A 24,147-nucleotide genomic window follows, 5' to 3' on the forward strand; every position below is an offset into this window, starting at 1 on the left:
AGCGCTAGACTTGTCCGAACGGCGGGAAGGACATGCGCTCGTCCGTCGTCCAGGACGTTCAGTTCCCAAAACAACCGGCGCTGCAGCTGATCTATGACACTGCACCGATCGGTCTTGCCTACCTTTCTCCCGACTGCCGTTACCTCCAGATCAACCAGCGGCTCACCGAGATCTGCGGCATCTCGGTCGAAGGTCATCTCGGACGCACGGTGCATGATTGCGTGCCCGCACTCGCCACCGCGGTCGAGGGCATCGTCCGTTCGATCATGGAGACCGGAGAACCCGTCACCGATGTGGAGGTGTACGGCCAGCGCCCGGGCCACAATGACGAGCGATGCTGGATCACGCATTGGCACCCGCAGCGCGAGCCGAACGGCAGCATCGTCGGTGTCAACGTCGCGGCCGAAGAGATCACCGACCGCAAGCGCAGCGAACGCGAGATCCGCGCCGCGCGGGATGCGGCCGAGAAGGCCCTGCATCATCTGCAGGAGACCCAGGCCTCGCTGATCGAGGCCGAGAAGCTTGCAGCGCTGGGCCGGCTGGTGGCCGGCGTCGCACATGAGATCAACAGTCCGGTCGGCACCAGCCTCACCGTCGCTTCGGTGCTGGAGCAGAAATGCGCCGACTTCGCCGCCGAGGCCGCGCGCGGCAAGCTGAAGCGCTCCAGCCTCAGCGATTTCATCGAGGTCGTCGAAAGCGCGTCGTCGCTGCTGGTCGGCAACCTCAAGCGCGCGGCGGACCTGGTGCAATCGTTCAAGCAGGTCGCCGTCGATCGCAGCTATTTCGACCGCAGCCAGTTCGATCTCGGCGAGGTGACCGAGCAGGTGCTCTCGAACCTGCGTCCGGCGTTGCCGAAGAACAATCTGGCGCTCGAGGTCGATTGCCCGTCCGGACTCGCGATGAACAGCTATCCCGGCCCCTACGGTCAGGCACTGACCAATCTGTTCGTCAATTCGGTCGCGCATGCCTTTCCGGACGGCAAGGGCGGCACCATCACGATCCGGCTGCGCGCGTCAGGTCAGGACCAGGTGGAAATCCTGTTCGCCGACGATGGCTGCGGGATGAGCCGTGATGTGCTGCGGCAGGCCTTCGATCCATTCTTCACCACGCGCCGCGACATCGGCCGTATCGGGCTCGGCCTCCACATCGTTCACAACATCGTCACGAACCGATTGGGCGGAGAGCTCCATCTGGATAGTGCCCCGGGCACGGGGACGAGCGTGCGGATCGAACTGCCGCGCCTGGCGCCGCAGCGCGGGACCGATGGTTGATGCCGGATCAGCATGATCCGGAAAAGTGCGAAGCGGTTTTCCGAAAAGATCATGCTCAAACAAAGACCTAAAGCGCCTCGCGCTTTAGGCGCTCAGAAGGAAATACTCCCCGGCTTTCGGGCTGGAAAACGTCCTTCCAAGGAACCGGCGCAAAAGGCAGTCAACTACCCTTGCTTCCACCCCCGCCGTTGCGACATTGTGCTGACATTCCAGATGGTCAAGACGATGAGCCAATCCGCATTCGATCCCTTCGGCGAGCCGGTTCCCGCGGTCGATTCTTCGGCCGCGAGCGAAGGCGTGTCGAAGTGGTTGAAGACCGCGGGCACCAGCGTGTTCTGGGTGCTGGTGGTCGGCATCGTGCTGGCGCGCGCGGTCTATTTCGAGCCCGGCGTGTTCAGCTTCGAGCATGCCGTTGCGTGGGTGCAGGGTCTGTTCGCCGCGCTTTAGCTGACGGCGTGCGCGACGCCGCCTTCGCAGACCGCGTCTCCCGAATGATCCCCTCGAACGCGACCGCCGCCGGCACCTCCAGCCGGCCGGGCGATTTCAATTGCCAGAGTGTGCGCTCGATATGGACGCCCTTGATCGGGATCACCTTGAGCTTCCCGAGCTTCACCTGATCGTCGATCGTCGCGATCGACACGATGGCGACGCCGACCCCGGCCGCCACCGCCTGCTTGATCGCCTCGGTGCTGCCGATCTCGAGCGTCCGCTGCGGCTCGACCCGGTGGGCGGCCAGCGCCTGCGCGACCACCTCGCGCGTGCCGGAGCCGGGCTCGCGCACGATCAGGATCTCGTCGTTCAGCAGGCGGACGTCGATCGCTCCCGCGGCGGCTGCGAAGCGGTGATCCGGACCCGCGATCAGGACCATCACGTCGGTGCGCCAGGCTGCGCTGATCAAATTCTCGTCCTCGACCGGTCCCTCGACCAGGGCGATTTCGATCTCATGTCCGAGCATCAGCGCCGCGATATCAGAGGTATTGGCGCTCACGACATGCAGGTCGATGCCGGGAAACGCACGGTGGAACACGCCGAGATATTCCGGGATCATGTAGGTCGCGATCGTGGTGCTGGCGCCGATGCGCAGCGAACCGCTGTCGAGGTTGCGCAGCGCCTGCAATTCGTCCTCGGCGGCACGCTCGGCCGCGAACAGCGTCTCGGCATGGCGCGCCAGCGCCGCGCCCTCCCGGGTCGGCCGCACCCCCTTCGGCGTGCGGTCGAGCAACCGGCAGCCGACCTGCAGCTCGAAATCCCGCACGCCCTTGGAGATCGCCGGCTGGCTGATGTGCAGGAGATCGGCGGCGCGGGAGAAGCTTCCGGTCTTCGCCACGGCCGCGAACAGGCGGAGCAGATGCGGTTGAGGGACATAACTTCTCTCTATCGGGGCAGTTCGAAAAGATATTAGCCAAGAGGTGCGCCCGGGCGCATAAAATCTTCTCCGAAAAGAGGATTTCGTGCCGCAACAACAAGACCAAGGGCAGAAGCAGGGCGCGCTGAAGCGCATTTTCCTGCTCATTCCGGGCATTCTGCTCTGCGGGGTGGTCACGATCATCTCGCTCGGCATCCAGGCCGCCGAAGAGCGGGTTTTCGACCACCCCTATATCGAGGCCCTGGTCGTCGCGATCCTGCTCGGGATGGCGGTGCGCACCGCCTGGGAACCCGCCGAGCGCTGGCGCTCGGGCATTGCCTTCAGCGCCAAGCAGCTGCTCGAGGTCGCGGTGATGCTGCTCGGCGCGTCCATCAGCTTTGCCGCGATACTGGCGTCGGGCTGGCTTCTGATCGGCGCCATTGCCGCGACCGTCGTGATCATGCTGGCGGTGAGCTATGGCCTCGCCCGCCTGCTCGGACTCAAGGCCAAGCTCGCGATCCTGATCGCCTGCGGCAATTCGATCTGCGGCAACTCCGCGATTGCCGCGGTGGCGCCCGTGATCGAGGCCGATGGCGACGACATCGCCTCGTCGATCTCGTTCACCGCGATTCTCGGCGTGCTGATGGTGCTGGGCCTGCCGCTGCTGATCCCGCTGCTGAAGCTGACGGCGACGCAATACGGTATCCTCGCCGGGCTGACGGTCTATGCGGTGCCGCAGGTGCTGGCAGCGACCGTGCCCGCCGGCATCGTATCGACCCAGATCGGCACGCTGGTGAAGCTGGTGCGCGTGCTGATGCTGGGCCCGATCGTGGTCGGCCTCTCGCTGTTCGTGGCGCGGCGGCGCAAGGCCGCCGGCACCGCCAAGGAAGGGACCGCAAAGGCCGCCTCGATCAGCCCGTTCAAGCTGGTGCCGTGGTTCATCATCGGCTTCCTGGTGCTGGCCGCGCTGCGCTCGTTCCAACTCGTGCCCGATATCGCGATCGCGCCGGTGACCAGGACGGCGGCGATCCTCACCGTGGTGTCGATGGCCGCACTCGGGCTCGGCGTCGATGTCCGCGTGCTCTCGACCGTCGGCGGCCGGGTGACGGCCGCCGTCACGCTGTCGCTGCTGCTGCTGCTGGGCCTCAGCATCGGCCTCGTGCACTTCTTCAAGTAGCCGCGAGGGGTGGCGTGGCTACTCGGCGGCCTTCGCGGTCTTGCCGAACATCCGTGTCGGCGCGGGAAAGCCGCAGGACGTGCCGTCGGTGATCTTGACCTGATCCTCCCACGGCAGGCGGAAGCGGCCGGACACCATGTCCTGCATGAAGGTGTAGGGGCAATCCATCGCGCCGCCCTTCACCGCGACATAGCCGCGGTGCCAGAGCTGATAGATGTTGTTCTCGACACCCCAGTTGATCCGCGCCTCGCGCACGAGATCGGGTCGCACTTCGGCGGTGATGATCTCGTCGGCCCGTCCCGTGGTGCCGTGCGCGATGATGCTGCCGTCGAAATTGACGATCATGCCTTCGCCCATCGAGTCGAACGACCCGTCCGAGCCGCACATGCAGACGTTGGCGGTCACCATCAGGTTCTGGAACGCGTTGGCCTGGTTGGTGAAGCGCCAGCTGTCGCGGATCGGCGCGGTGTAGCCTGCGGTGCGGATCATGATCTCCGCGCCCTTGTAGGCGCATTCGCGCGCCATTTCCGGGAACATGCCGTCGTGACAGATGATCAGCGCGATCTTCGCGCCTTTCGGTCCGTCGATCACGGGAATGCCGACATCGCCGGGCTCCCACGGCTCGACCGGAATCCAGGGATGGAATTTGCGGTAGTAGAGCTTGATCTCACCTTGATCGTCGATGATCAGCCCGGAATTGTAGGGATTGCCGTGCGGGTTGAACTCCATGATGGAGAAGCAGCCCCAGATCTTGTTGGCGATGCAGGCCTTCTTGAAGGCCGCGACTTCAGGCCCATCGAGCCGGCACATGATCTCCGGATTGGTATCCATCGAGAGACCGTGCAGCGAATATTCCGGGAATACGACCAGATCCATGGTGGCGAGATTGCGCCGCGCCTTGCCGACCATCCAGACGATCCGGTCGGTCTGCCGCGCCAGATCGGCCTTGGTCGCAACCACGGGCAGCTGCAGCTGCACCAGTCCGATCACGACGCCGTTGGGTGACTTGTTGAGACCGCCAAGTCCATTCATGCCTGTCCTCCCGTTCTTTCAGACGCGTTGCGTCATTTCGTGAACCATCGTCGTGGTTTCGCTCGGGCCCCCAGCTAGCAACGATCATGCCAGCAAGATCGGTGGCTGCACAAATGCCGTGTGTGGTGAGGCGGTGCGAGCCGCGTCATTGCGCAATGGCACGCGGTTTGCTTAATCATATGCGGGTCTTCTCGCATTCGAGGCGTGCGTCATGGCGAATTCAAGCGGGACAATCGCGGCCGAGCCGGCGCCGATCACGCTCGACTGGAGCAAGACCGCGCTCGTCATCATCGACATGCAGCGCGATTTCATGGAGCCCGGCGGTTTCGGCGAGACGCTCGGCAATGACGTCAGCCGGCTTGCCCGCGCCGTAAAGCCGATCGCCGCCGTCCTCGCCTCTGTGCGCGACGCCGGGCTGCTCGTGGTCCATACCCGCGAGGGCCATCTGCCCGATCTCTCCGACGCGCCGCCGGCGAAAGTCGAGCGCGGTGCGCCGTCATTACGGATCGGCGATCCCGGACCGATGGGACGGATCCTGATCCGCGGCGAGGCTGGCCACGACATCATCCCCGAGCTCTATCCGCAGGGCAGCGAGATCGTGATCGACAAGCCCGGCAAGGGCGCGTTCTACGCCACCGAATTCGGCGACATCCTGCAGAAATACGGCGTCGAGAATCTCCTGGTCTGCGGCGTCACCACCGAAGTCTGCGTCAACACCACGGTGCGCGAGGCCAACGACCGCGGCTACCGCTGCATCGTGATATCAGACGGCTGCGCGTCCTACTTTCCGGAATTCCACGAGATGGGCCTGAAGATGATCAAGGCCCAGGGCGGCATTTTCGGTTGGGTCACCGATTCAGCCGCGGTGCTGGAAGCGCTCGCCGGCTAGGGCAGGATGAGATTGGGACGCGGACTCACCAACGCGTAGCCCTGGCCGGATCGAAGTGCCTAACCCTTCGCGGCGGGTGCGGGCGGCACCGGCAGAATGATTTCGGAAGCGATCTTCCAGTCCTTTCCGACGCGAAGCCAATTGATGATCATGAGAAACGGCCTGGCTGTTCCATCCTGCCCCGCATATGAGACCGTGATGTTCATCGGCACGTAGGACTCGGCGACGTCGCGCGTCAGGCCGACAACCATGAGCTTCGAATAATCCGGCTCGAGCACGACCGGACCGGAGCTGCCGATATCATGCAGCTTTTGATCAACCGCCTCGTTGCCCCAAAACCCGGCCCAGTTCCCCTCGGACGGGATCGCGCTCTTGGCCACCAGCAGGGTTGAGGGCGATTGCCAGAACATCGCATGCAGCGCCCTGAAATCGTGGTTGTTGGCCAATTCCATCAGCCTGCCGAACTTCGATTTTATCGCGCCGAGGGTCGCAGCATCCAGCGGCTCTTTCCTGACGGCGGGAGCAGCCGCGACAGTTCCGGTGGCAAGAGCCGAGGCAATGAGAGTGACAAGAATCGTCTTGTACATGCAGGAGTTTCCGTTCGATACGTTCTGCATTCTTTGAGCGAGCGTGCGCGCTCCCGGCGCGAAAGCGCCGGGAGCGGTACCGTCACTTCACGAGCGCTGCCTTTTCGATGACCTCGGCAACTTGCTTCGCATGCACGACGAGCGAGGCATGGCTGCCGGCGACTTCCGTCGTCTGAGCCTTCATCCTGGCTGCGAACGACTTCTGGGCCGCGGGCGCAAGGACTTTGTCCTTGGTGCTGATGACATAGAACGTCGGCTTGTCGTGCCAGGCTGCAACGTCGACCGGGGCTTCGAACGCAACGTGGTTCAACGGAAGCTGCGAGTTGGCCAGGTGCGCGGCGATTTCCGGAGGAAGGTCGGCCGCGACGGCTGACGGAAACACCTTGGGATCGATGTACAAATTGCCCTTCGCATCGGGATGGATCGCGTTGCCGCCTTCGGTCGGCGGGCCGGCCTTTGCCAGCGACGCGAGGGATTCACCGACCTCCGGTGCGAAAGCGGAGACATAAACGAGCGCCGACACCTTCGGATCGTTACCGGCTTGCGTGATGACCACGCCACCCCAGGAGTGGCCGACGAGGACGGTCTTGCCGTCCTGCTTCGCGAGCGCCTGCTTGGTGGCATCGACGTCAGCGGCAAGGGAGGTGAGCGGATTTTCGACGAGCCTGACGTTGTAGCCTTTCTTCGTGAGAATATCGGCAACGGGCTGCCAGCTCGTCTGGTCCACGAAAGCGCCGTGCACGAGCACGATGTTGTGGGCTGCTCCCTTGGGCAGTTCGGCGGAATGGACAGAACTGACCAATGTCGTTCCGGCCAGAAGTATGGTGGCGGCTGAGAGGAAGATATTTCGCATTGATTGTTCCTGTTGGCGTATCGGACGAACACGGTCCGGAGGAATGGACAGGCGTTTCCAGCAAGGTCGCGGTTCTTCCATCTGCCATCGGCGAAATGGTTGCCGTACGTGACGACGGCCCGCCGCGACGTGACCTATTCCGCCGGCCTTTCGGACGATAGAGATCGATCGTCCGTATGTTGTGTCGGATCGTCCGCCGGTCTAATCTCGGCGGCATGGATATTCTCGCCCAAGTGCTCGATCGCGTTCGTCTCGGCGGGACGCTGCTTTTTCATTTCGAGCTCGGCCATCCCTGGAATCTGGAGTTGCCGGCGCGTCCCTACGCCCTGTTTCACTATCTCAGCCGCGGCTCGGCGACCCTTGCGCTCGGACAGGGACAGGAAATCCAGATGACGGAGGGCGATTTTGTCGTGATTACTCGCGGCGAGCCCCATGTGTTTTATTCGGATCGCCGGGCCAAGCCTTTGCAGATTGTTGATATCGATCGATCGTCGCCGCGTCTTGGCGTCGTTCGCCACGGCGGTCGTGCAAAGCCGCTCTCGACCATGATCTGCGGCAATTTCACCGTCTCACGGCCGCTGTTCGGCAGCGTGCTGGAGCTACTTCCGCCCGTGCTCCTGCTGAAGCCAACGGCGGACGGTGAGTGGCTTGAAGCGATCCTGCGTCGCATGGTCAGCGAATCCGCACTGGAACGTCCCGGCCAACGCGTCGCGCTCTCACGACTGACGGAAGTGCTCTTCGTCGAGGTATTGCGAAACTGGATCAAGTCTCTCGGTCCCGGAGAAGGCGGGTGGCTCGGGGCGATATCGGACCCGCACATCGGGCCCGCACTCAAGCTGATCCACGAAAACCCGGAGCGGCCCTGGGCCCTGAGCGACCTCGGTCAGCGCGTGGGGCTCGGCCGCTCAGCTTTTTCGGCCCGGTTCACCAAGCTCGTCGGCCAGTCGATGCATCGTTATGTCATCGAACGCCGAATGGCAGAGGCGGCGTTCCTGCTCGAAACCAGCGACGAGCCGATCGCACGCATTGCAAGCCGGGTCGGTTACGGGACCGCGGCGGCGTTTTCGAAGCTGTTCCACCGGCATCACGGCCTGTCGCCTGGCCGGTACCGAGCAGCTCGACGATCTGACGGCGGAGGAAGGCAGGGGACGTTCAGGAAGCAGAAGTTGCGCCGAATGACGTTGGCCCAGATGTCCGCTCAACCATAGATGACGGTCTGGATGACCCCTGAGAACTTTGGCACTCCGAAGAGAACCGGTAGTCCCTAGGTTCGGTCGCTGCCAGCGGCTTTTGACCCAGAGCAGACCTTCTGCCTTCTTGATATAGATCAAGGTGGATGGACCCCGCCCCGTTTCATCTCTGGAGGAGGCAGGGAAGGTCCAGCATGTCTATAGACCGTCGCCAAGCGCTTGCGGGGATCGGCACCGCAATCTCGACCATTGCACTTTCGCGCGCAGCTCGCGCCGAGTTTGATGGCCCAGTGGTCCGGGCGTTGGAGGGCGGCGAAGACTTCTGGCTTGCCCAAGATGCATACATTTATGGCTATGCTCTCGTGACAATGGAGATGACCCGCCGGGTCATGACAAATGTTGCGTCAGTAGAGGGCACACGCGGGCCGATGGGGCAACTCATCAAGCTCCGTAAGTACCCGGATGCCAGCTTCAAGGACGTCACAGCCCCCAATGCCGATACGCTCTACACAACCGCCTGGATCGACGTGGGCGACGAACCTTGGGTCCTGAGCATGCCAGACATGAAGGACCGCTACTTCCTGTTTCCGATGCTGGATGGTTGGACCAATGTCTTTCAGGTGCCGGGCAAGCGCACGACCGGCACGAAAGCACAGAACTACGCGATCACCGGACCGGGCTGGAAGGGAACGCTGCCCGCTGGTGTCAAGGAATACAAGTCACCGACGAGTATCGTCTGGATTTTGGGTCGCATCTATTGCACTGGCACGCCAGAGGATTATGCGGCCGTGCATGCAGCACAGGATGAGTTCAAGCTCGTCCCGCTCAGCGCTTATGGCAAAGCGTATGCGCCGCCGGCAGGCAAGGTCGATACTTCAATCGATATGAAGACGGCAGTTCGCGATCAGGTCAATCGTCTGGACGCTGCAGCCTATTTTACCCTTCTTGCGCAACTCATGAAGCGCAATCCGCCGGCGCCCGCTGACGCTGCCGAGATCGCCAAGTTCGCGAAGATCGGCCTTATCCCCGGCAAGGATTTTGACGCGAGCAAGTTCGATGCTGCGTTTGCCAAGCGCGTCCCGCAGGTCGCCTTTGATCGGATCATGCTCCAGTTCAAGGTCAACAAGGCGATCAGAAACGACAACGGCTGGGCGTTCGATGGCGAAGCAGGCATCTATGGCACCAATTATCTCAACCGCGCTCTTGTCGCGGCAATCGGGCTTGGTGCCAACCGCATTCAGGATGCGTGCTATCCAACATCGCAGAAGGACGCCGACGGCAAGGATTACGTTGGCAGCAACAAGTACATCATGCACTTCCCGAAAGGGCACCTTCCCCCGGTCGGAGGCTTTTGGTCGCTCACGATGTATGACGAGAATTACTTCTTCGTCCCAAATTCGATCAACCGCCAGTCCATCAGTGCCCGCCAGAACCTCAAACCCAATCCGGACGGTTCGGTTGATCTCTACATCCAGAAGGATAGTCCGGGTTCCGACAAGGAGAGCAACTGGCTTCCTGCGCCTGCAGGCAAGTTTGTCCTAATGCTGCGCATGTATTGGCCGAACGAAAAGTCGCCATCGATCATCAACGGAACATGGAAACCGCCACCTGTACGGAAGGTGACAAACAGCTAGAGCAGTTCAAAAATGCTGCCGGTGACGCCTTCCATTGACCAGCTCAGCAGTATCATTGCGACTGTTGCAGCTCCGGCTTTCCCACTTGGCGCCGTTGCGAACTTCATTTCGGTGCTGAGTGGGAGGATAAACCGCGTGGTCGACAGGGCGCAGTTTCTGCACGCCATCCCGGATGAAAATGCCTCCAAGGCCTATCTGAAAGCCGATCTATCGCGTCTCAAGCGTCGAGTGGCTTTACTGAACCGGGCCTTAATTTGTGCGGTCATCTCCGCAATTTTCACCGGACTTATCATCATCGTCGCATTTGGGAGCCGCGGTCCCCTGCGACGGCCCAACAACTTGCCCTAGCCACCCTTCACTGCGCCCGCCGTCAGCCCGGCGACGATCTGCCGCTGCGCCAGCACGGTGAGCAGCAGCACCGGTGCCGTCACGATCAATGCAGCCGCGGCGAGCGGGCCCCAGCTCAGCTGGTCGAACGAGATCATGTTGTAGACCGCGACCGGCAGCGTGCGCGTCTCGCGCCCGGTGAGCACGATGCCGAACACGAAATTGTTCCAGGAGAAGATCACCGCGAGGATGAAGGCGACCGCGAGCCCGGGCCTCGCGATCGGCAGCGCGACATGGCGGAAGACCTGCCAGCGGGTGGCGCCGTCGATCAACGCGGCTTCCTCCAGCTCCAGCGGCGTGGTCTCGAAATAGCCGATCATGATCCAGATCACGATCGGCACCGTGACCACGAGATGGATGATGATCTGCGGCACTAGCGTGCCGAGCAGGCCGAGCCACTGGAACAGCAGGAACAGCGGGATCAAATACGACAGGCCCGGCGTGATGCGCGCGATCAGGATCACGATCGCCGATTTATGCGCGGCCATCCGCGCAATGCCGTAGCCGGCGGGCACGCCGACCAGCATCGCAAGCCCTGTGGCGCAGCCGGTGACGACGAGGCTGTTGCTGAAATAGGTCAGGAAGCGGTTGGAGGCGAACACATCGGCATAGTTCTTCCAGGCGAAATGCTCGGGGATGAACACCGGCGGATAGGAGGCGTTGTCGATCTCGAATTTCAGCGACAGCGAGCCCATCCAGAGGAAGAACAGGATCGCCGGCGAGACGATGACGAACACCGACAGCCACAGCCCGATGCGGCCCAGAATCTGACGCGGGCTCATGCCTCGCTCCCAAGCTGAGACGTCCACAGCAGGCGCTTGCGCAAGTAGAGCAACAGCGCCGCCAGCGCCACGATCAGGAGGAAGAACACCACCGCGATCGCCGAACCGTAGCCGAGGTCGTAGTAGACGAAGGCGACGCTGTAGAGATAGACGTTGATGGTTTCCGACGCCGAGCCCGGCCCGCCTTGGGTGATCGCGAAGATGATGTCGAAGCTTTTCACCGCGTCGATCATGCGGATCATGCCGGCGATGAACAGGAACGGCATGATCAAAGGCAGCGTGATGAAGCGGAACACCTGCCAGAAATTGGCACCGTCGATCTGCGCGCTCTCGTAAGGCTCGGTCGGGATCGCGGCGAGGCCGCCGAGCACGATCAACATCACCAGCGGCGTCCATTGCCAGGTCTCGACCAGCACCAGCGAGGGGATCACCGTCGTCGGGTTGAACACCCAGAGCTGCGGCGGCAGGCCGACCAGCGACAGCAGATAGTTCAAGACGCCGAGCTGCGGGTGGAACATCATGGTCCACACCAGCGCGATCGCCACCGGGGTCGCCATCATCGGCATGATGAAGATGCCGCGCAGGAAGCCGCGCGCGGCGAATTTCTGGTGAAACACCACCGCCGCCAGCGTGCCGAACACCAGCGGCAGCACCACCGACAGCGCGGTGTAGGACAGCGTGTGCCCGACCGCCTCGACGAAGCGCGGATCGGTCGGCAGCCGCAGATAGTTGGCGAGCCCGACGAAGACGGTCGGCGAGCCGACCTTCCATTCCTGCAGACTCATCCAGATCGTGAACACCCAGGGAAAGATGATCACGGCCAGCACCACGACGAGCGCCGGGATCACGAATGGCCAGTAGGACGGCGGACGCCATTCACGCGCCGGCGGCTCGCTTTCGGTCACCGCCGGCGAAACTTGTGTCACAACACTCACGCTTTTTCACTACGCTCCAGGATGGGGCGGAACTGCTCGTGCGCCTTCTTCAATTCGGTGGCGGGATCGGCGCCCGACAACGTCGCGGTCAGCGCCGCACCGACGATGTCGCGGAATTCGGCGACCGGGATGATGACGGGCAGGCCGAGCTTCGAGATCTTGGCGGAATCGACCACCGACTGCAGCCATTCCTTGGTCTTCACGCCCTTGGCGACCTCGGGGTCGTCGACGACGGAGTTGCGGAACGGCACGCCGCCGCCGGCCTGCAGCAGGCGGGCGCCTTGTCCCCGCGAGACCACCCATTGGCAGAGCAAATAGGCGGCCTCCTTGTTCTTGCTCGCCGCGGGAATGCCGATGCCGTCGCCATAGGTCGACGAGAATTTGCCCTTGGGTCCGGCGGGCACCAGCGTGTAGCCGACCTTGCCGACGACGCGTGAGGCGGCGGGGTCTTCCAGCGGCGGCGCCCAGCCGTCGGCATCGATCCACATCGCCGCGCGGCCTTGCGTGAACGAGGCCATCGATTCCATCCAGTTGAAGCCAGCGACGCCGGGAGGCGCGCATTTCGTCAGCAGCCGCTGATAGAGCTTGGTGGCCTCGATCGCCTCGGGGCCGTCGGTCAGGATATTGCCCTTGGCATCGAGGAATTCGCCGCCATAGTTCAGATAGAAGTTGGTCCACATCGCCATGTTGGCGTTGCGCAGGCCGCGGCCGACGAAGCCGTAGATGCCTTCCTTCGGATCGGTCAGCTTCTCTGCGGCGACCGCCATCTCCTCCAGCGTCTTCGGGACTTCGACGCCCTTCTTCTGGAACAACTCCTTGTTGTAGTAGAGGATGAAATAGTCGACCGACCACGGCAGCGACAGCATCTGGCCCTTGTCGTTGCGCGCATATTGCAGGCCGGCGGCCGAGAAATCGCTCTCGACGAGGTCCGGCAGCGTCATGCTCGGATCCTTGAGGTAGCCCGACAGATCGGCGAGCCAGCCGGCTTTCTCGAATTGCCGCTTCTGCACGTGATAGCTCAGATGCACGACGTCGAAGCTCGGCTTGCCCGAGGACAGCTCGATCACGCATTTCTGGCGCTGCTGCTGCTCGGGGACCTGCTCGGATTCGACCTTGATGCCGGTGAGCTCGGTGAATTCCTTGATGTATTTTTGCAGATTGTCGCCGCGCGGACCCTTGGCGAGGCTGACTTCGAGCGTGGTGCCGGAATATTTCTTCCAGTTGACCTCGGCGCGGGCCGGAAATCCGGTCAATCCAACCGCTCCGGCGGCAGCGGTGCCGGCCAGCATCTGCCGGCGCGAGATCAGGTGATGCGACATGTTTCTCTCCCTGGACGGTTCTTGTTTGGGAGAGATACTAGCGTCTCAACTTTCCGTGCCTAGCCCCTACATGCGCGGCGCCGCTGCATATCGTTGCGCCGCACATGGTATGGCGGTTATGCCTTGACGAAGGCGAGCAGGGTGCCGTTCGCAGCGGCCGGCGGCACGGTGATGCCGCTGCCGCTCTTGACGCCGGTCGTGCCCAGCGCCTTCTCGGTGGCGGCAAGGTCGGCCGCGATCACGAGGCCGGCGCCGCCGCGCTCGGACAGGCCATCCAGCGACACGCCGGGATAGCGCTTGCCGAGCTGATCCCTGGTCAGGAACACGAAGTCGGCGCGGTCGCCGCCGGACGGCACCGCAACCGCACCGTCGGGATCGTTTCTGACGGCGATATCGATCATCCTGGAGAGATGCGCGGCATCGGTTGCGGGATCCGGCGAGACGATCAGCACCTGCTTGAGGCGTTTTGCCCCATTGGCGTGCGTCATCAATTCGGGGATCCACACCGTCTCGCGGGTCTTGTGCTGGCAGGCGAAGATCCGGACGCCGCCGGGCGCCTCGGCGGTCGGCCACTGGAAGGTGCGGAATTTCGCCGCTGAGACCGTGCCGTTCGGCAAGGTCACCGGGCGCTCGAAATCGGTCGGCCCGATCGGCGGATAGCCGCGTGCGCGAATCTCCTCGGCGCCGGCGGTGGAATCGACGGCAGTGAACGCGATCCGTTCGATGCCTTCGCCGCGCTTCTCGAGGAAGGCGCGTGCCGGAGCGTTGTGTTCGGTCGGCGTCAGCACGCCGAGCAATTCCACGTAGTCGGGGTCGAACATGATGGTGTAATTGCCCGATCCCATATGCGCGCTGTGGGTGCCGCGCGGCGACACGGTGAAGCCGAGCCGCTTGTAATTCTCGGCGGCCTTGTCGAGGTCTTTCACCATGACCACGGCGTGATCGATTCCGATGACGTTCTTGAGTGCCACTTCTTGTCTTCCCGGCTGGAATGAGAGAGTAGAGTAAAGCTAACCAGAACGCGCAGGCCCCCGCAAGAAAGGATCATGATGAGCAGCAATGCCGTGCGCTGGCCCAATTCGCTCTGGGCAGCAGTGACGCCTCCCGGCCCTGATTGTCCCGAATTGACCGGCGCGCAGCAGGCCGATGTCGTCATCATCGGCGGCGGCTTCACCGGTCTGTCGACCGCACTGCATCTGCGCGAGGCCAATGTCGACGTCGCAATCGTCGAGGCCGCCGAGCCGGGCTGGGGCGCCTCGGGCCGTAACAACGGCCAGGTGATCCCGACGCTGTCGCGTCCCGATCCCGAGGACATCATCAAGAGGCACGGCGCGGCCGGCGAGCGCTTCGTGGTGATGCTGCGCGACAGCGCGGCAATGCTGTTCGACGTCGTCAAGCGCTACAACATCGAGGCCGAGCAGGAGCAGGCCGGCTGGGTGCAGCCGGTGCATTCGCCGGGCCGGATCAAGATCGCGGAGCGGCGGGTGCAGCAATGGTCGAAATTCGGCGCGCCGGTCGAATTGCTGTCGCGCGACCAGACCAGGGACATGCTCGGCTCGGATGCGTGGTACGGCGGCTTCTGGAACAGGACCGGTGGTCACGTCAATCCGCTGGCGCTGGCGCGGGGCCTGGCGCGCACCGTGCTCGGCCTCGGCGCGCGGATCTACGCCCGTTCGCCTGCGCTCAGTTTCGAGCGCCGCGGCGATCGTTGGGTGGTGAAGACCGAAAAGGGGGAGATCTCAGGCCGCGCGCTGGTGGTGGCGACCAATGCCTATAGCGGCGAGTTCGCGAAAACGCTGGTGCCTGAGATCGCGACCGAGGTGATGCCGGTGCTGTCGTGGCAGATGGCGACGCAGCCGCTGTCGGACAATGTCCGCAGGACCATCATTCCCGGCCGGCAGGCGATGTCGGACACCCATGGCGAGCTGTATTTCGCGCGCTACGACGCCCGCAATCGCCTCGTCACCGGCGGCGCCGTGCTCGGCCCGGGTGACAAGACCGGGCGGCTGAAGGCGCGGGTCACCGAGCGGTTGCAGCTGATATGGCCGCAGATCGGCGACGTCTCCTTCGACTATGTCTGGAACGGCTATGTCGGAATGACGGCGGATTTCCTGCCCCGCATGCATCGCCTCGGACCGAACGCCTATGGCTGGACCGGCTGCAACGGCCGCGCCGTCGCGCTGACGATCCCGCTCGGCCGCGAACTGGCAAAGGCAGTGCAGGGCGTGCCGGAAAGCGAGCTGGCGCTGCCGTTCACCGAGCCGGTGCAGTACATGGCGCACGGATTGCTGCGCAAGCTCGCGCCCTGGATGCTGGTGCTCTATCGGCGCCGCGATGCCCAGGAGTTGGTCAGGGGCGATCGCTTCGAGTTGCTGCGCTGGGCGGAGCAATTGCTCGCCTCGCGCCGCTCGCGGTGAATGTACGCCGACGCCACGTGCGCGGCTTGATCAGGCGATCAAGGCATCGCGCTTGCGCGTGAAGTCGCCGCCGGGGATCGCCGACAGCAGCGCCTGCGTATAGGGATGCTGCGGCCTGCCGAACACCTCGGCGGTCAGCCCTTGCTCGACCACGGCGCCATCCTTCATCACGGCCACGAGATCGCAGATCTGCGCGGCAACCCGCAGATCGTGGGTAATGAAGATGATGGAGAGGCCGAGCCGCTGGCGCAGCCCGGCGAGCAATCTCAAGACTTGCGCCTGCACCGAGACGTCGAGCGCCGAGACTGGTTCGTCGGCGACCAGCACATCGGGCTTCAGCGCCAGCGCCCGCGCGAGCCCGATGCGCTGCCGCTGGCCGCCCGAGAATTCATGCGGATAGCGATCGCCGGCGGACGGGTCGAGCCCGACCAGTTCGAACAGTTGTCGCGCTTCCGCGATCGCGATCGCCCGATCGGTGCCGTGCACGATCGGTCCCTGCGCCACCAGCTCAGCCGCCTTGCGGCGCGGGTTGAGCGAGGCGAACGGATCCTGGAACACCATCTGGATGTGGCGGGTCTCGCGCCTGATCTCCTCGCGGCCGAGCTTCGCCCAGTCCTTGCCGTTGAGCACGATCGAACCGGCGTCGGGATCGATCAGCCGGACGATGCAGCGCGCGAGCGTCGATTTGCCCGAACCGGATTCGCCGACGATGCCGAGCGTCGCGCCGCGCGGCAGGCGCAGCGAGACGTTCTTGACCGCCTCCGTCACTCGCGCGCCGCGGCCGAGGAAGCCGCCGGTGCGATAGGTTTTTGAGACGCCGTCGATGGTCAGAATATCCTTGCCGGAAAGGATGCGCGGCGGCGGCGCAGTCAGCGGCGGGACCGCCGCGATCAGTTGCCTGGTGTAGGCGTGCTGCGGGTCGTTCAGCACCGTGTCGGCCGCGCCTTGCTCGACGATCGCGCCGTGCTGCATCACCACGACGCGGTCGGCGATCTCGGCGACCACGCCGAAATCATGGGTGATGAACAGCACAGCCGTCTTTTTGCGCTGCTGCAAATCGCGGATCAGCTTCAGGATCTGCGCCTGCGTCGTGACGTCGAGCGCGGTGGTCGGCTCATCGGCGATCAAGAGCTTCGGATCCAGCGCCAGCGCCATCGCGATCATGGCGCGCTGGCGCTGGCCGCCGGAGAGCTCGTGGGGATAGGCCTTTGCGGCCGCCTTGGGGTCGGGGATGCGGACGTCCTCGAGCAGGGCCAGCACGCGCGCATTGATCTCGGCCTTCGAGAGAGCGGTGTGGATCGCAAACATCTCGCCGATCTGGTCGCCGATGGTGCGCAGTGGATTGAGCGCCGTCATCGGCTCCTGGAAAATCATCGCAATCCCGGCGCCGCGCACCTCGCGCATTTCGGCCGGATCGGCGGCGCAGAGGTCGCGGCCGTCGAACATCATCCGGCCCCGTTCGATCCCAACCTCGTTCGGCAGCAGCCGCATGATGGCGTTCGCCATCATCGATTTGCCGGAGCCGGATTCGCCGACCACGCAGAGGATCTCGTTGGAGGCGACCGACAGGGAGACGTCGGACAGCGCATGCGGCCGGTCGGCGCCTTTGGGCAGGCGCACGGTCAGGCCGTCGAGCGAAAGGACCGTGTCGCTCATCGGCTCTTCAGCCTCGGATTGAGCGCATCGTTGAGGCCCTGGCCGACCAGCGACACCGCCAGCACGGTGACGAGGATCGCGATGCCGGGGATCGCCGAGACGTACCATTGCACCCGGAGCACATCGCGGCCGAGCCCGATCAGATTGCCCCAGGAGGCGACGTTGGGATCGGACAGCCTCAGGAACGCGAGCGCGCTTTCCAAGAGGATCGCGACCGCCATCACCACGCTGGCATAGACGATCACGGGCGGCAGCGCGTTCGGCAGGATCTCGCCGAGGATCAGCTGCAGGTCCTTCATGCCGAGCGTCTTGCCGGCCTGGACGAATTCGCGATTGCGCAGCGACAGGAACTCGGCGCGGGTCAGCCGCGCCGGTGCCGGCCACGACACCACGCCGACCGCGATGGTCACCGTGGTCAAGGTCGAGCCGAACACTGCGACCAGAACCAGCAGCAGCACGAAGTTCGGCAGGGTCTGGAATGCCTCGGTGATCCGCATCAGCACATTGTCGACCCAGCCGCCGTAATAGCCGGCGAAGGCACCGACCAGGATGCCGATCAGGATCGCGATCACGGTGGCGACGCCGCCGATCAGGAGCGAGATCCGCGCGCCGTAGAAGATCTGCGCGGCGATGTCGCGGCCGGAATTGTCGGTGCCGAGCAGGAAGCGTGGATTGGAGAACGGCCAAACCAGCGGCCGGCCCGCCAGCGCCAGCGGATCGCGCGGATAGAGGAAGCCGGCGCTGACAGCCATCGCGATGATGAGCAGCAGCAAGATCAGGCCGATCACCGCGGCCGGGCTGCGGAAGTAGCGTTTCACCGTGTCCATCGTCAGCCCTCCGCCGCGATGCGCGGGTCGAGCCGCGCGTAGAGCAGGTCGACGACAAAGTTGACGACGATGACGAGCAGGGCGGACACGAACACGATGCCAAGCAAGGTGTTGAGGTCGCGCTGCACCACCGATTCATAGGCGAGGCGGCCGAGGCCGGGCAGCGAGAACACGCTCTCGACCACGACCGAGCCGCCGAGCATGGTGCCGGCTTGCAAGCCGATCAGCGTCACCATCGGCAGCAGCGCGTTGCGCAGCACGTGGCGGGTGATGACATGGGTCTCGTCCAGGCCCTTGGCACGGGCGGTGCGGACGAAATCGAGGTTCAGGACCTCCAGCATCGAGGCGCGCATGATGCGCAAATAGATCGCAAGGAAGATCAGCCCGAGCGTCAGCGTCGGCAGCACCAGGTGCGCGGCGATATCGAGCACGCCCCGGATGCCGGTCTGCACCGTTCCGATGTCCTGGAAACCGCCGGACGGCAGCCATTGCAGATAGACCGAGAACACCACGATCGCCATCAGCCCGAACCAGAACGAGGGGGTGGCGTAGAAGATCAGGCCGAGCGTCGAGATCAACGTGTCCGGCCAACGGTTGACGCCGCGCGCGGCGATCACGCCGAACACGAGACCGAAGAAGAACGCGAACGACAGCGATGCGGTCATCAGCAGGATGGTCGGCGGCAGCCGTTCCAGGATCACGGTCGCCACCGGCTTGCCGTAGATCGAGGAGAAGCCGAGATCGAGCCGCACCAGGTGCCACAGATAGTTGCCGAGCTGCGCCGGAACCGAGAGGTCGAGCCCGTAGAACTTGCGCAGCTGTTGCGCGGTCGCGGCATCGCCTCCGCCCATCTGCGCCATCAGCGCATCGACGGTGTCGCCCGGCGCGAGCTGCAACAGCAGGAACACGCCGATCAGGATCAGGAACAGGGTCGGGATCGAGGCGGCCAGCCGCCGCCCCGCAAGGCTCAGGATACGCATCGGTTATCTATAGCGTTTTCGAACGAAGTGGACACCGGCCTCTTCTTACCTCGCCCCGCTTGCGGGGAGAGGTCGGACTGCGCAGCAGTCCGGGTGAGGGGGTACAGGTCCATCGATAGAGCAATATTGGTGGAGAGAGCCCCTCACCCCAGCCCTCTAAGAGCGAGCTTCGCTCGTCTTGACCCTGCAAGAGCGGGGCGAGGGAGAAGCAAGGCTTGCCGCCTCATGCGCTCAGCCAAAGATCGTGCCAGCTCGCCGAGCCCCAGCGCGGCGTGTTGGAGTGGTTGCGCGCCTTGGCGGTGATCACGGTGACGAAGATCTGCTCGATCGGCATCCAGACCGGCAGCTCGGTGTTCACCTCCTTGACGAAGTCGGCATAGAGCGCCTTGCGCTTGGCCGGATCGACCTCGGTCGCGGCATCGTCGATGGTCTTGTCGACGGTCTTGTCCTCCCAGCCCCACTGGTTGGTCCACGGCGCGCCCTTGGGCTGACCGGAGCGGTACCACACCGTGGTCGAGACCGCGGGGTCGTTGCGGTACTGGTGCCAGCCGGTCGCGAGATCGAAGGCGTGGTCGTCATAGACCTGCTTGAGGAAGCCGCCGCCATCGTTGCGCACGATATCGACCTGGATGCCGATTTCTCCGAGCGACTGCTGGATGAAGGTCGACCACAGCGAGATGTCCTCGCCCCACGGCGCCGGCAGCAGTTTGAGCGAGAAGCGGTTGCCGCCGGAGGCCTTGAAGCCGGCCTCGTCCAGCAGCGCGATCGCCTTGGCCTTGTCGTAAGCATATTGCGGCGTGTTCGGCCCGGGATAGAAGTCGGTCGAGGTCGAGGGGATCGGGCCGGTGCCGAGCTTGGCGAAATCGCCCAAAAAATTGTCGATGAAGAACGGCACGTTGATCGCGTGCGCGATGGCGCGGCGGACGCGGATGTCGGACAGTTCCTTGCGGCGGAAGTTGAACTCGATGGTGTTGGTGCGGGCGTTGCCTTCATTGCCCTTGGTCTGGACGATGAAGCGCTTGTCCTTGCCGAGCCGCGCCATGTCCGAGATCGTCAGCCCCGAGAACGGGCTGTAGTGCAGTTCGCCGGCCTCCATCTGCGCGGCCGCCGCGGCGCGATCGGTGATCACCTTCCAGACGATGCGGTCGAGATAGGGGGCGTTCGGCCGCCAGTAATCCGGATTGCGGTCGGCAATGATGTATTGCCCGCGCTCGTATTTGACGAATTTGAACGGGCCGGTGCCGACTGGCGCCAGATTGGTCGGGTTCTGCCTGATGTCACCGCTCTCATAGAGATGCTTGGCGGAGACGTAGCCGAGGTCGGGGAGGGCCCGGAGCAAGAGGTTCAGCGGCATCGGCCGCTCGTAGCGGAAGATCGCGGTCTGCGGATCGGGCGTATCGACCGATGTGAGGAACAGCTGCAGCGTCGATCCGTAGTTGAGGATCTTCTTCCACATGTTCATCGCGGTGAAGGCGACGTCCTCCGAGGTGAACGGCTTGCCGTCGTGCCAGGTGACACCCTTGCGGAGTTTGAAGGTGACGGTCTTGCCGTCCGGCGTCGCCTCCCAGCTCTCGGCGAGCACGCCGACCGGCTGGCCGTTGGCGTCGAGGTCGACCAGATTTTCCTGGATCTTGCCGCCAATGATGTAGACGCCGGTCGAGGCCTGAATGCTGGGGTTGAGCTGGCGCTGCTCGGCGCCGTAATGGACGTTGAACACGCCGCCCTTGCGCGGGGTTTCCTGCGCGAATGCCCGCATCGGATTGATGACATTGGCCGCAATTGCGGCCGAGGTCAGAAGGGCCGTGCGGCGGTTGATCTCAAGGCGGGACAAATCCATACGCGGGGTCTCCGGAACATAGATAAAGGCTTGCATCGGGCGGCCAGCCGATCGGCCGTGGCGCCCCTTTGCGATGTTACGATGGAATGGGAACCCGAGTCATTTCTAATGCCTCGGCCTTTTTGAAGGATCGTTTCCGAAACCTGAAGTGGCGCGCCGCAGTGCGCCGCAACCCGAATTGGACGCAACATTGTCGCACACAGGACGCGCGGGACGCGTCGAGTGATTCTCTCAAGGGGACGTTTCGGGCGCCCCGAAGCCGCGCAAACGCTGTAATTTTAGGGGTCGGAAGCGACTTGACTGGAAAAAACACTGGAAAAAACTCTGATTCGGGGGCTGTCCACAGCGATATTGCTGTGGTGAGTGCAGAAAACACTGTTTTTCTCGGCGTTTTCCGCCATATCGTGCCCACTCCAGAATCAATGGAGCAACCATGGCTACCCAACTGTCGAAGTCGCAAGTGATCGAGAAGATCGCGACCACCACCGAACTCTCCAAGCGCGACGTCAAGAACGTTTTGGACTCGCTCGTCGATGTCGGCCACAAGGAGCTGAAGAAGGCCGGGGTGTTCCTCGTCCCCGGCTTCGCCAAGTTCGTTGTGGTCAAGAAGCCGGCGACCAAGGCGCGCAAGGGCACCAACCCCTTCACCGGCGAAGAGATGATGTTCAAGGCCAAGCCGGCCCGGAAGATCGTCCGCGCACGGCCGGTCAAGGCCGCCAAGGACGCGGTTTAAGAATAGAAGGCCTCCGGTGACGGAGGCCTTTTGCTTTTGAGCCGTCGCTTCCTGCCGTAGGTTGCTGCCTGCCAAAGCAAGACCCTGGCGCTTCGGCTTCGACTGGATCGAAGCCGAAGTGCTAGACCACCGGTGATCGGCCACCATCGACATTGATGGCGGTGCCGGTGATGTAGGAGCCTTGCTCCGAAGCCAGGAAGCAGGCGAGGTTGGCGAACTCCTCCGCCGTGCCGATGCGGCCGAGCGGCGTGCCCTTGGCTAGGCCCTTGGCGAATTCCCCGAAATCCGTGTCCGGCGCCTGGGCGGCATGTCGCTTGACCCATTGATCGCTCATGATCAGGCCGACCAAGAGCGCATTCACCAGGATGTTGTGCTCGCCGCCTTCATTGGCCATCACCTTGGTCAGCGCCATGCCGGCAGCGCGCGACACCGAGGTCGGAGCCGAATTGCCGGCCGGCGCCTTCGCAAAGGTGTTGAGCACGTTGATGATGCGGCCCCATTTGCGCTGCTTCATGCCCGGCCAGACGAGGCGGCTGAAACGGATCGCGGCGAACAGTTTCAGGTCGAGGTCTTCCTGCCAGGCCTCGTCGCTGATGTTCTCGAAGGCCAGCGTGCGCGCGGTGCCGGCGTTGTTGACCAGCACGTCGATCTTGCCGAGATCCGCGACGATCTGGTCGTGTGCCTTGGCGATGTCGGCGGCCTTCGCGACGTCGCAGACGTAATCGCGCACCACGAGGCCGTCCTTGGCGAGCGCTTCGCGCGCCGCCGCGAGGTCGGCCGCGCCGCGGGCGAGGATCGCGACCTTGGCGCCGGATTCCGCAAACCGCCGCGCCACCGCGATCCCGATGCCCTTGCTGCCGCCGGTGACCACCGCGACGCGGTCTTTCATGGATAGGTTCATTGTTGTTCTCCCTGGGGCTGGCCCTGAGAGAACGCTATCAAACCGACAGTGCGACCAACAAGGTCATGCAGAGCAGGTGTGCCGTGACGATTATCGCGAGATGGAGCGGGCCGGACATCGGATATCTCCATTGTAGGGGCGGCACGCACTCCGTGAGGCGAGCTGCGCCGCTCGTCGCCCTCCCCCTGAGAGGGGGAGGGCGGGGTGGGGGTTGCTCTCCACGAACGCCAGCGCTCGCGGAGGCAAAATCCCCACCCGGTTTGCTGCGCAAACCGACCTCCCCTTTTCAAGGGGAGGTGAGGATCGCTAGTTCAAGCTTGCGCTTGCCGTAAAACTGCGGTCGACGGCCTTGCCGACATCCAGCGTCTTGCCGAGGATGCCGTAGCGCGTGGCTCGGTCGGAGGCGGCCTGCACCTCCTTCACCACGGCCTCGTCGATCGCGATCGGGCTCGTCTTTTGCGCGGTGTAGGCGGCGAGCAGCACGTCTTCCGGCAGTTTGGTGAGCTCGGCCGTGCTCTTCGCGTATTCGGCAAGATGGTCGAGCGACCACAGCCGTGCCTTGTTGAGCCGCTGCACCAGATCCTGCACCGCGGCGCGCTTGGTCGCGATCGCGTTGTCGGAGGCGACGATGAAGGTAATGGTCGGCGTCAGGCCCTCGCCATCGGCGACGACGCGCGCATTGTCCTTCAGCTTGGCGTAGGAAACGTAGGGCTCCCACACCGCCCACGCGTCGATCGAGCCGGCGAGCAGCGCGATCTTGGCGTCGACCGGGCCGAGCGGGGCGAAGGTTGCGTCCTCGATCCTGCTGCCGGCCTTCTCCAATGTCGCATTGATCAGGAATTGGCCCCAGCCGCCCCGCGTCCCGGCGAGGCGCTTGCCCCTTAGGTCGGCCGCCGCCTTGATCGGCGAATCCCCGCGCACCAGGATCGCCTGGGTCCGCGCATCGGAGCGCGTGCCGCCGATCGCCTTGATCGGCGCGCCCGACGCATAGACCGTGAGGAAGGACAGATCGCCGGTGTAGCCGACATCGAGCGCGCCGGCATTGATCGCCTCCAGGATCGGCGCTGCGGCCGGAAATTCCGACCACTCGATCTTGTAGGGCAGATCCTTGGCGAGACCGGATATCTCCAGCAGCGAGCGGTTGCCGCCCTTCTGGTCGCCGACCCGCAGCACGATCGCATCAGCCGCGAACGCTGCGGCCGATGTCGACAGCGTGATCGCGGCCGTGATCAGCGCGGCCGCGGTGCGGCGTGTGAAACTATAGGGAGAACCCGAGCGGGTCAGTTTGCGCATATGCATTTTCTTTCTGATTCATTCGCTGCTCGTCGGAAAGCGCGGCAGCGTTCGACCAAGTCTATGAGCAAGCCGTTCGCCGTCAACGAAACGGAAAACTGA

The 24,147-nt window shown here is 63.8% G+C and carries 23 protein-coding genes; 9 read left to right on the top strand and 14 right to left on the bottom strand.

Translation table 11 applies throughout. From position 1 onward, the window contains the following. The first annotated feature begins 32 nt into the window (after nucleotides 1–32). The gene (locus ACVIGA_RS32995; RefSeq protein WP_456669278.1) at nucleotides 33–1,271 is read left to right on the top strand and encodes an ATP-binding protein; all 1,239 of its coding nucleotides are present in this window, start codon (nucleotides 33–35) and stop codon (nucleotides 1,269–1,271) included. Between the two features lie 225 nt (nucleotides 1,272–1,496). Continuing rightward, nucleotides 1,497–1,718: a hypothetical protein gene (locus tag ACVIGA_RS33000; protein WP_097670291.1), complete on the top strand. Its 222-nt coding sequence runs from the start codon at nucleotides 1,497–1,499 to the stop codon at nucleotides 1,716–1,718. Here the strand turns inward: ACVIGA_RS33000 and ACVIGA_RS33005 are convergent. After that, nucleotides 1,666–2,598 carry a LysR family transcriptional regulator gene (locus tag ACVIGA_RS33005; RefSeq protein ID WP_456669279.1) on the bottom strand — a complete coding sequence of 311 codons (933 nt, stop codon included), beginning with the start codon at nucleotides 2,596–2,598 and terminating at the stop codon, nucleotides 1,666–1,668. The two genes, ACVIGA_RS33000 and ACVIGA_RS33005, sit on opposite strands and share 53 nt — an antisense overlap. 124 nt (nucleotides 2,599–2,722) lie before the next feature. Between ACVIGA_RS33005 and ACVIGA_RS33010 the strand changes: the two genes are divergently transcribed. Continuing rightward, a complete protein-coding gene (locus tag ACVIGA_RS33010) occupies nucleotides 2,723–3,793 on the top strand; it encodes a YeiH family protein (RefSeq protein ID WP_456669280.1) in 1,071 nt (356 codons plus the stop codon). An 18-nt stretch (nucleotides 3,794–3,811) separates the two neighbouring features. Here the strand turns inward: ACVIGA_RS33010 and ACVIGA_RS33015 are convergent, their stop codons facing one another. After that, nucleotides 3,812–4,825: a formamidase gene (locus ACVIGA_RS33015; protein ID WP_456669281.1), complete on the bottom strand. Its 1,014-nt coding sequence runs from the start codon at nucleotides 4,823–4,825 to the stop codon at nucleotides 3,812–3,814. Between the two features lie 211 nt (nucleotides 4,826–5,036). On the opposite strand from ACVIGA_RS33015, the gene ACVIGA_RS33020 reads away from it, so the two are divergent. Beyond that, complete coding sequence (locus tag ACVIGA_RS33020; protein ID WP_456669282.1) at nucleotides 5,037–5,714, top strand: cysteine hydrolase family protein; 678 nt, start codon at nucleotides 5,037–5,039, stop codon at nucleotides 5,712–5,714. Nucleotides 5,715–5,773: 59 nt separating this feature from the next. On the opposite strand, the gene ACVIGA_RS33025 is transcribed toward ACVIGA_RS33020, so the two are convergent. After that, a complete protein-coding gene (locus ACVIGA_RS33025; RefSeq protein WP_456669283.1) occupies nucleotides 5,774–6,301 on the bottom strand; it encodes a hypothetical protein in 528 nt (175 codons plus the stop codon). Between the two features lie 82 nt (nucleotides 6,302–6,383). Then, nucleotides 6,384–7,154 (bottom strand): alpha/beta fold hydrolase, encoded by a 771-nt coding sequence (locus ACVIGA_RS33030; RefSeq protein WP_456670943.1) that lies wholly within the window; start codon nucleotides 7,152–7,154, stop codon nucleotides 6,384–6,386. Nucleotides 7,155–7,369: 215 nt separating this feature from the next. Here ACVIGA_RS33030 and ACVIGA_RS33035 point away from each other — a divergent pair, with 215 nt between their 5' ends. The 3 genes from ACVIGA_RS33035 (at nucleotide 7,370) to ACVIGA_RS33045 (ending at nucleotide 10,326) form a co-directional block, all read left to right on the top strand. Next, complete coding sequence (locus ACVIGA_RS33035) at nucleotides 7,370–8,362, top strand: cupin domain-containing protein (RefSeq protein ID WP_456669284.1); 993 nt, start codon at nucleotides 7,370–7,372, stop codon at nucleotides 8,360–8,362. A gap of 176 nt (nucleotides 8,363–8,538) precedes the next feature. Further along, nucleotides 8,539–9,978, top strand: coding sequence for a DUF1254 domain-containing protein (locus ACVIGA_RS33040; RefSeq protein ID WP_456669285.1), 1,440 nt, complete (start codon nucleotides 8,539–8,541; stop codon nucleotides 9,976–9,978). 12 nt (nucleotides 9,979–9,990) lie between these two features. Then, nucleotides 9,991–10,326, top strand: coding sequence for a DUF2721 domain-containing protein (locus ACVIGA_RS33045; RefSeq protein WP_456669286.1), 336 nt, complete (start codon nucleotides 9,991–9,993; stop codon nucleotides 10,324–10,326). Here ACVIGA_RS33045 and ACVIGA_RS33050 read toward each other — a convergent pair. The 4 genes from ACVIGA_RS33050 to ACVIGA_RS33065 all read right to left on the bottom strand — a co-directional run bounded on the left by ACVIGA_RS33050 (nucleotide 10,323) and on the right by ACVIGA_RS33065 (nucleotide 14,372). Then, on the bottom strand, nucleotides 10,323–11,147 hold the full coding sequence (locus ACVIGA_RS33050; protein WP_456669287.1) for a carbohydrate ABC transporter permease: 825 nt from the start codon (nucleotides 11,145–11,147) through the stop codon (nucleotides 10,323–10,325). The genes ACVIGA_RS33045 and ACVIGA_RS33050 overlap by 4 nt on opposite strands. Beyond that, nucleotides 11,144–12,082 carry a carbohydrate ABC transporter permease gene (locus ACVIGA_RS33055; RefSeq protein WP_456669288.1) on the bottom strand — a complete coding sequence of 313 codons (939 nt, stop codon included), beginning with the start codon at nucleotides 12,080–12,082 and terminating at the stop codon, nucleotides 11,144–11,146. The genes ACVIGA_RS33050 and ACVIGA_RS33055 overlap by 4 nt, the downstream gene beginning before the upstream one ends. Next, entirely contained in the window at nucleotides 12,079–13,401 is a 1,323-nt protein-coding gene (locus ACVIGA_RS33060) for an ABC transporter substrate-binding protein (protein ID WP_223968210.1), read from the bottom strand. The genes ACVIGA_RS33055 and ACVIGA_RS33060 overlap by 4 nt, the downstream gene beginning before the upstream one ends. A 116-nt stretch (nucleotides 13,402–13,517) precedes the next feature. After that, nucleotides 13,518–14,372 (bottom strand): VOC family protein, encoded by an 855-nt coding sequence (locus tag ACVIGA_RS33065; protein ID WP_456669289.1) that lies wholly within the window; start codon nucleotides 14,370–14,372, stop codon nucleotides 13,518–13,520. A gap of 78 nt (nucleotides 14,373–14,450) precedes the next feature. On the opposite strand from ACVIGA_RS33065, the gene ACVIGA_RS33070 reads away from it, so the two are divergent. Then, entirely contained in the window at nucleotides 14,451–15,818 is a 1,368-nt protein-coding gene (locus ACVIGA_RS33070; protein ID WP_456670944.1) for an NAD(P)/FAD-dependent oxidoreductase, read from the top strand. 30 nt (nucleotides 15,819–15,848) lie between these two features. On the opposite strand, the gene ACVIGA_RS33075 is transcribed toward ACVIGA_RS33070, so the two are convergent. The 4 genes from ACVIGA_RS33075 to ACVIGA_RS33090 all read right to left on the bottom strand — a co-directional run bounded on the left by ACVIGA_RS33075 (nucleotide 15,849) and on the right by ACVIGA_RS33090 (nucleotide 21,118). Continuing rightward, the gene (locus ACVIGA_RS33075; protein WP_456669290.1) at nucleotides 15,849–17,474 is read right to left on the bottom strand and encodes an ABC transporter ATP-binding protein; all 1,626 of its coding nucleotides are present in this window, start codon (nucleotides 17,472–17,474) and stop codon (nucleotides 15,849–15,851) included. Beyond that, nucleotides 17,471–18,301 carry an ABC transporter permease gene (locus tag ACVIGA_RS33080; protein ID WP_456669291.1) on the bottom strand — a complete coding sequence of 277 codons (831 nt, stop codon included), beginning with the start codon at nucleotides 18,299–18,301 and terminating at the stop codon, nucleotides 17,471–17,473. The genes ACVIGA_RS33075 and ACVIGA_RS33080 overlap by 4 nt, the downstream gene beginning before the upstream one ends. A gap of 2 nt (nucleotides 18,302–18,303) precedes the next feature. Continuing rightward, the gene (locus tag ACVIGA_RS33085; RefSeq protein ID WP_375784384.1) at nucleotides 18,304–19,281 is read right to left on the bottom strand and encodes an ABC transporter permease; all 978 of its coding nucleotides are present in this window, start codon (nucleotides 19,279–19,281) and stop codon (nucleotides 18,304–18,306) included. A 223-nt stretch (nucleotides 19,282–19,504) separates the two neighbouring features. Continuing rightward, nucleotides 19,505–21,118, bottom strand: a complete 1,614-nt coding sequence (locus ACVIGA_RS33090) for an ABC transporter substrate-binding protein (protein WP_456669292.1) — start codon at nucleotides 21,116–21,118, stop codon at nucleotides 19,505–19,507. A gap of 433 nt (nucleotides 21,119–21,551) precedes the next feature. On the opposite strand from ACVIGA_RS33090, the gene ACVIGA_RS33095 reads away from it, so the two are divergent. After that, entirely contained in the window at nucleotides 21,552–21,851 is a 300-nt protein-coding gene (locus ACVIGA_RS33095; RefSeq protein WP_021077434.1) for an HU family DNA-binding protein, read from the top strand. A gap of 121 nt (nucleotides 21,852–21,972) precedes the next feature. Here ACVIGA_RS33095 and ACVIGA_RS33100 read toward each other — a convergent pair whose 3' ends face one another. Next, on the bottom strand, nucleotides 21,973–22,752 hold the full coding sequence (locus tag ACVIGA_RS33100; RefSeq protein WP_456669293.1) for an SDR family oxidoreductase: 780 nt from the start codon (nucleotides 22,750–22,752) through the stop codon (nucleotides 21,973–21,975). 306 nt (nucleotides 22,753–23,058) lie between these two features. Then, nucleotides 23,059–24,045, bottom strand: coding sequence for an ABC transporter substrate-binding protein (locus ACVIGA_RS33105; protein ID WP_456669294.1), 987 nt, complete (start codon nucleotides 24,043–24,045; stop codon nucleotides 23,059–23,061). Between the last annotated feature and the right edge of the window lie 102 nt (nucleotides 24,046–24,147).

It is taken from the genome of Bradyrhizobium sp. USDA 3240, assembly GCF_054063295.1.

Bases quoted from the DNA above. Each gene is read 5' to 3' on its own strand.
- ACVIGA_RS33035 (WP_456669284.1), top strand. From the start codon at position 7,370: ATGGATATTCTCGCCCAAGTGCTCGATCGCGTTCGTCTCGGCGGGACG.
- ACVIGA_RS33090 (WP_456669292.1), bottom strand. From the start codon at position 21,118: ATGGATTTGTCCCGCCTTGAGATCAACCGCCGCACGGCCCTTCTGACC.
- ACVIGA_RS33100 (WP_456669293.1), bottom strand. From the start codon at position 22,752: ATGAACCTATCCATGAAAGACCGCGTCGCGGTGGTCACCGGCGGCAGC.
- ACVIGA_RS33060 (WP_223968210.1), bottom strand. From the start codon at position 13,401: ATGTCGCATCACCTGATCTCGCGCCGGCAGATGCTGGCCGGCACCGCT.
- ACVIGA_RS33030 (WP_456670943.1), bottom strand. From the start codon at position 7,154: ATGCGAAATATCTTCCTCTCAGCCGCCACCATACTTCTGGCCGGAACG.
- ACVIGA_RS33080 (WP_456669291.1), bottom strand. From the start codon at position 18,301: ATGGACACGGTGAAACGCTACTTCCGCAGCCCGGCCGCGGTGATCGGC.
- ACVIGA_RS33045 (WP_456669286.1), top strand. From the start codon at position 9,991: ATGCTGCCGGTGACGCCTTCCATTGACCAGCTCAGCAGTATCATTGCG.
- ACVIGA_RS33105 (WP_456669294.1), bottom strand. From the start codon at position 24,045: ATGCGCAAACTGACCCGCTCGGGTTCTCCCTATAGTTTCACACGCCGC.
- ACVIGA_RS33040 (WP_456669285.1), top strand. From the start codon at position 8,539: ATGTCTATAGACCGTCGCCAAGCGCTTGCGGGGATCGGCACCGCAATC.
- ACVIGA_RS33000 (WP_097670291.1), top strand. From the start codon at position 1,497: ATGAGCCAATCCGCATTCGATCCCTTCGGCGAGCCGGTTCCCGCGGTC.
- ACVIGA_RS33085 (WP_375784384.1), bottom strand. From the start codon at position 19,281: ATGCGTATCCTGAGCCTTGCGGGGCGGCGGCTGGCCGCCTCGATCCCG.
- ACVIGA_RS33015 (WP_456669281.1), bottom strand. From the start codon at position 4,825: ATGAATGGACTTGGCGGTCTCAACAAGTCACCCAACGGCGTCGTGATC.
- ACVIGA_RS33020 (WP_456669282.1), top strand. From the start codon at position 5,037: ATGGCGAATTCAAGCGGGACAATCGCGGCCGAGCCGGCGCCGATCACG.
- ACVIGA_RS32995 (WP_456669278.1), top strand. From the start codon at position 33: ATGCGCTCGTCCGTCGTCCAGGACGTTCAGTTCCCAAAACAACCGGCG.
- ACVIGA_RS33075 (WP_456669290.1), bottom strand. From the start codon at position 17,474: ATGAGCGACACGGTCCTTTCGCTCGACGGCCTGACCGTGCGCCTGCCC.
- ACVIGA_RS33050 (WP_456669287.1), bottom strand. From the start codon at position 11,147: ATGAGCCCGCGTCAGATTCTGGGCCGCATCGGGCTGTGGCTGTCGGTG.
- ACVIGA_RS33095 (WP_021077434.1), top strand. From the start codon at position 21,552: ATGGCTACCCAACTGTCGAAGTCGCAAGTGATCGAGAAGATCGCGACC.
- ACVIGA_RS33025 (WP_456669283.1), bottom strand. From the start codon at position 6,301: ATGTACAAGACGATTCTTGTCACTCTCATTGCCTCGGCTCTTGCCACC.
- ACVIGA_RS33070 (WP_456670944.1), top strand. From the start codon at position 14,451: ATGAGCAGCAATGCCGTGCGCTGGCCCAATTCGCTCTGGGCAGCAGTG.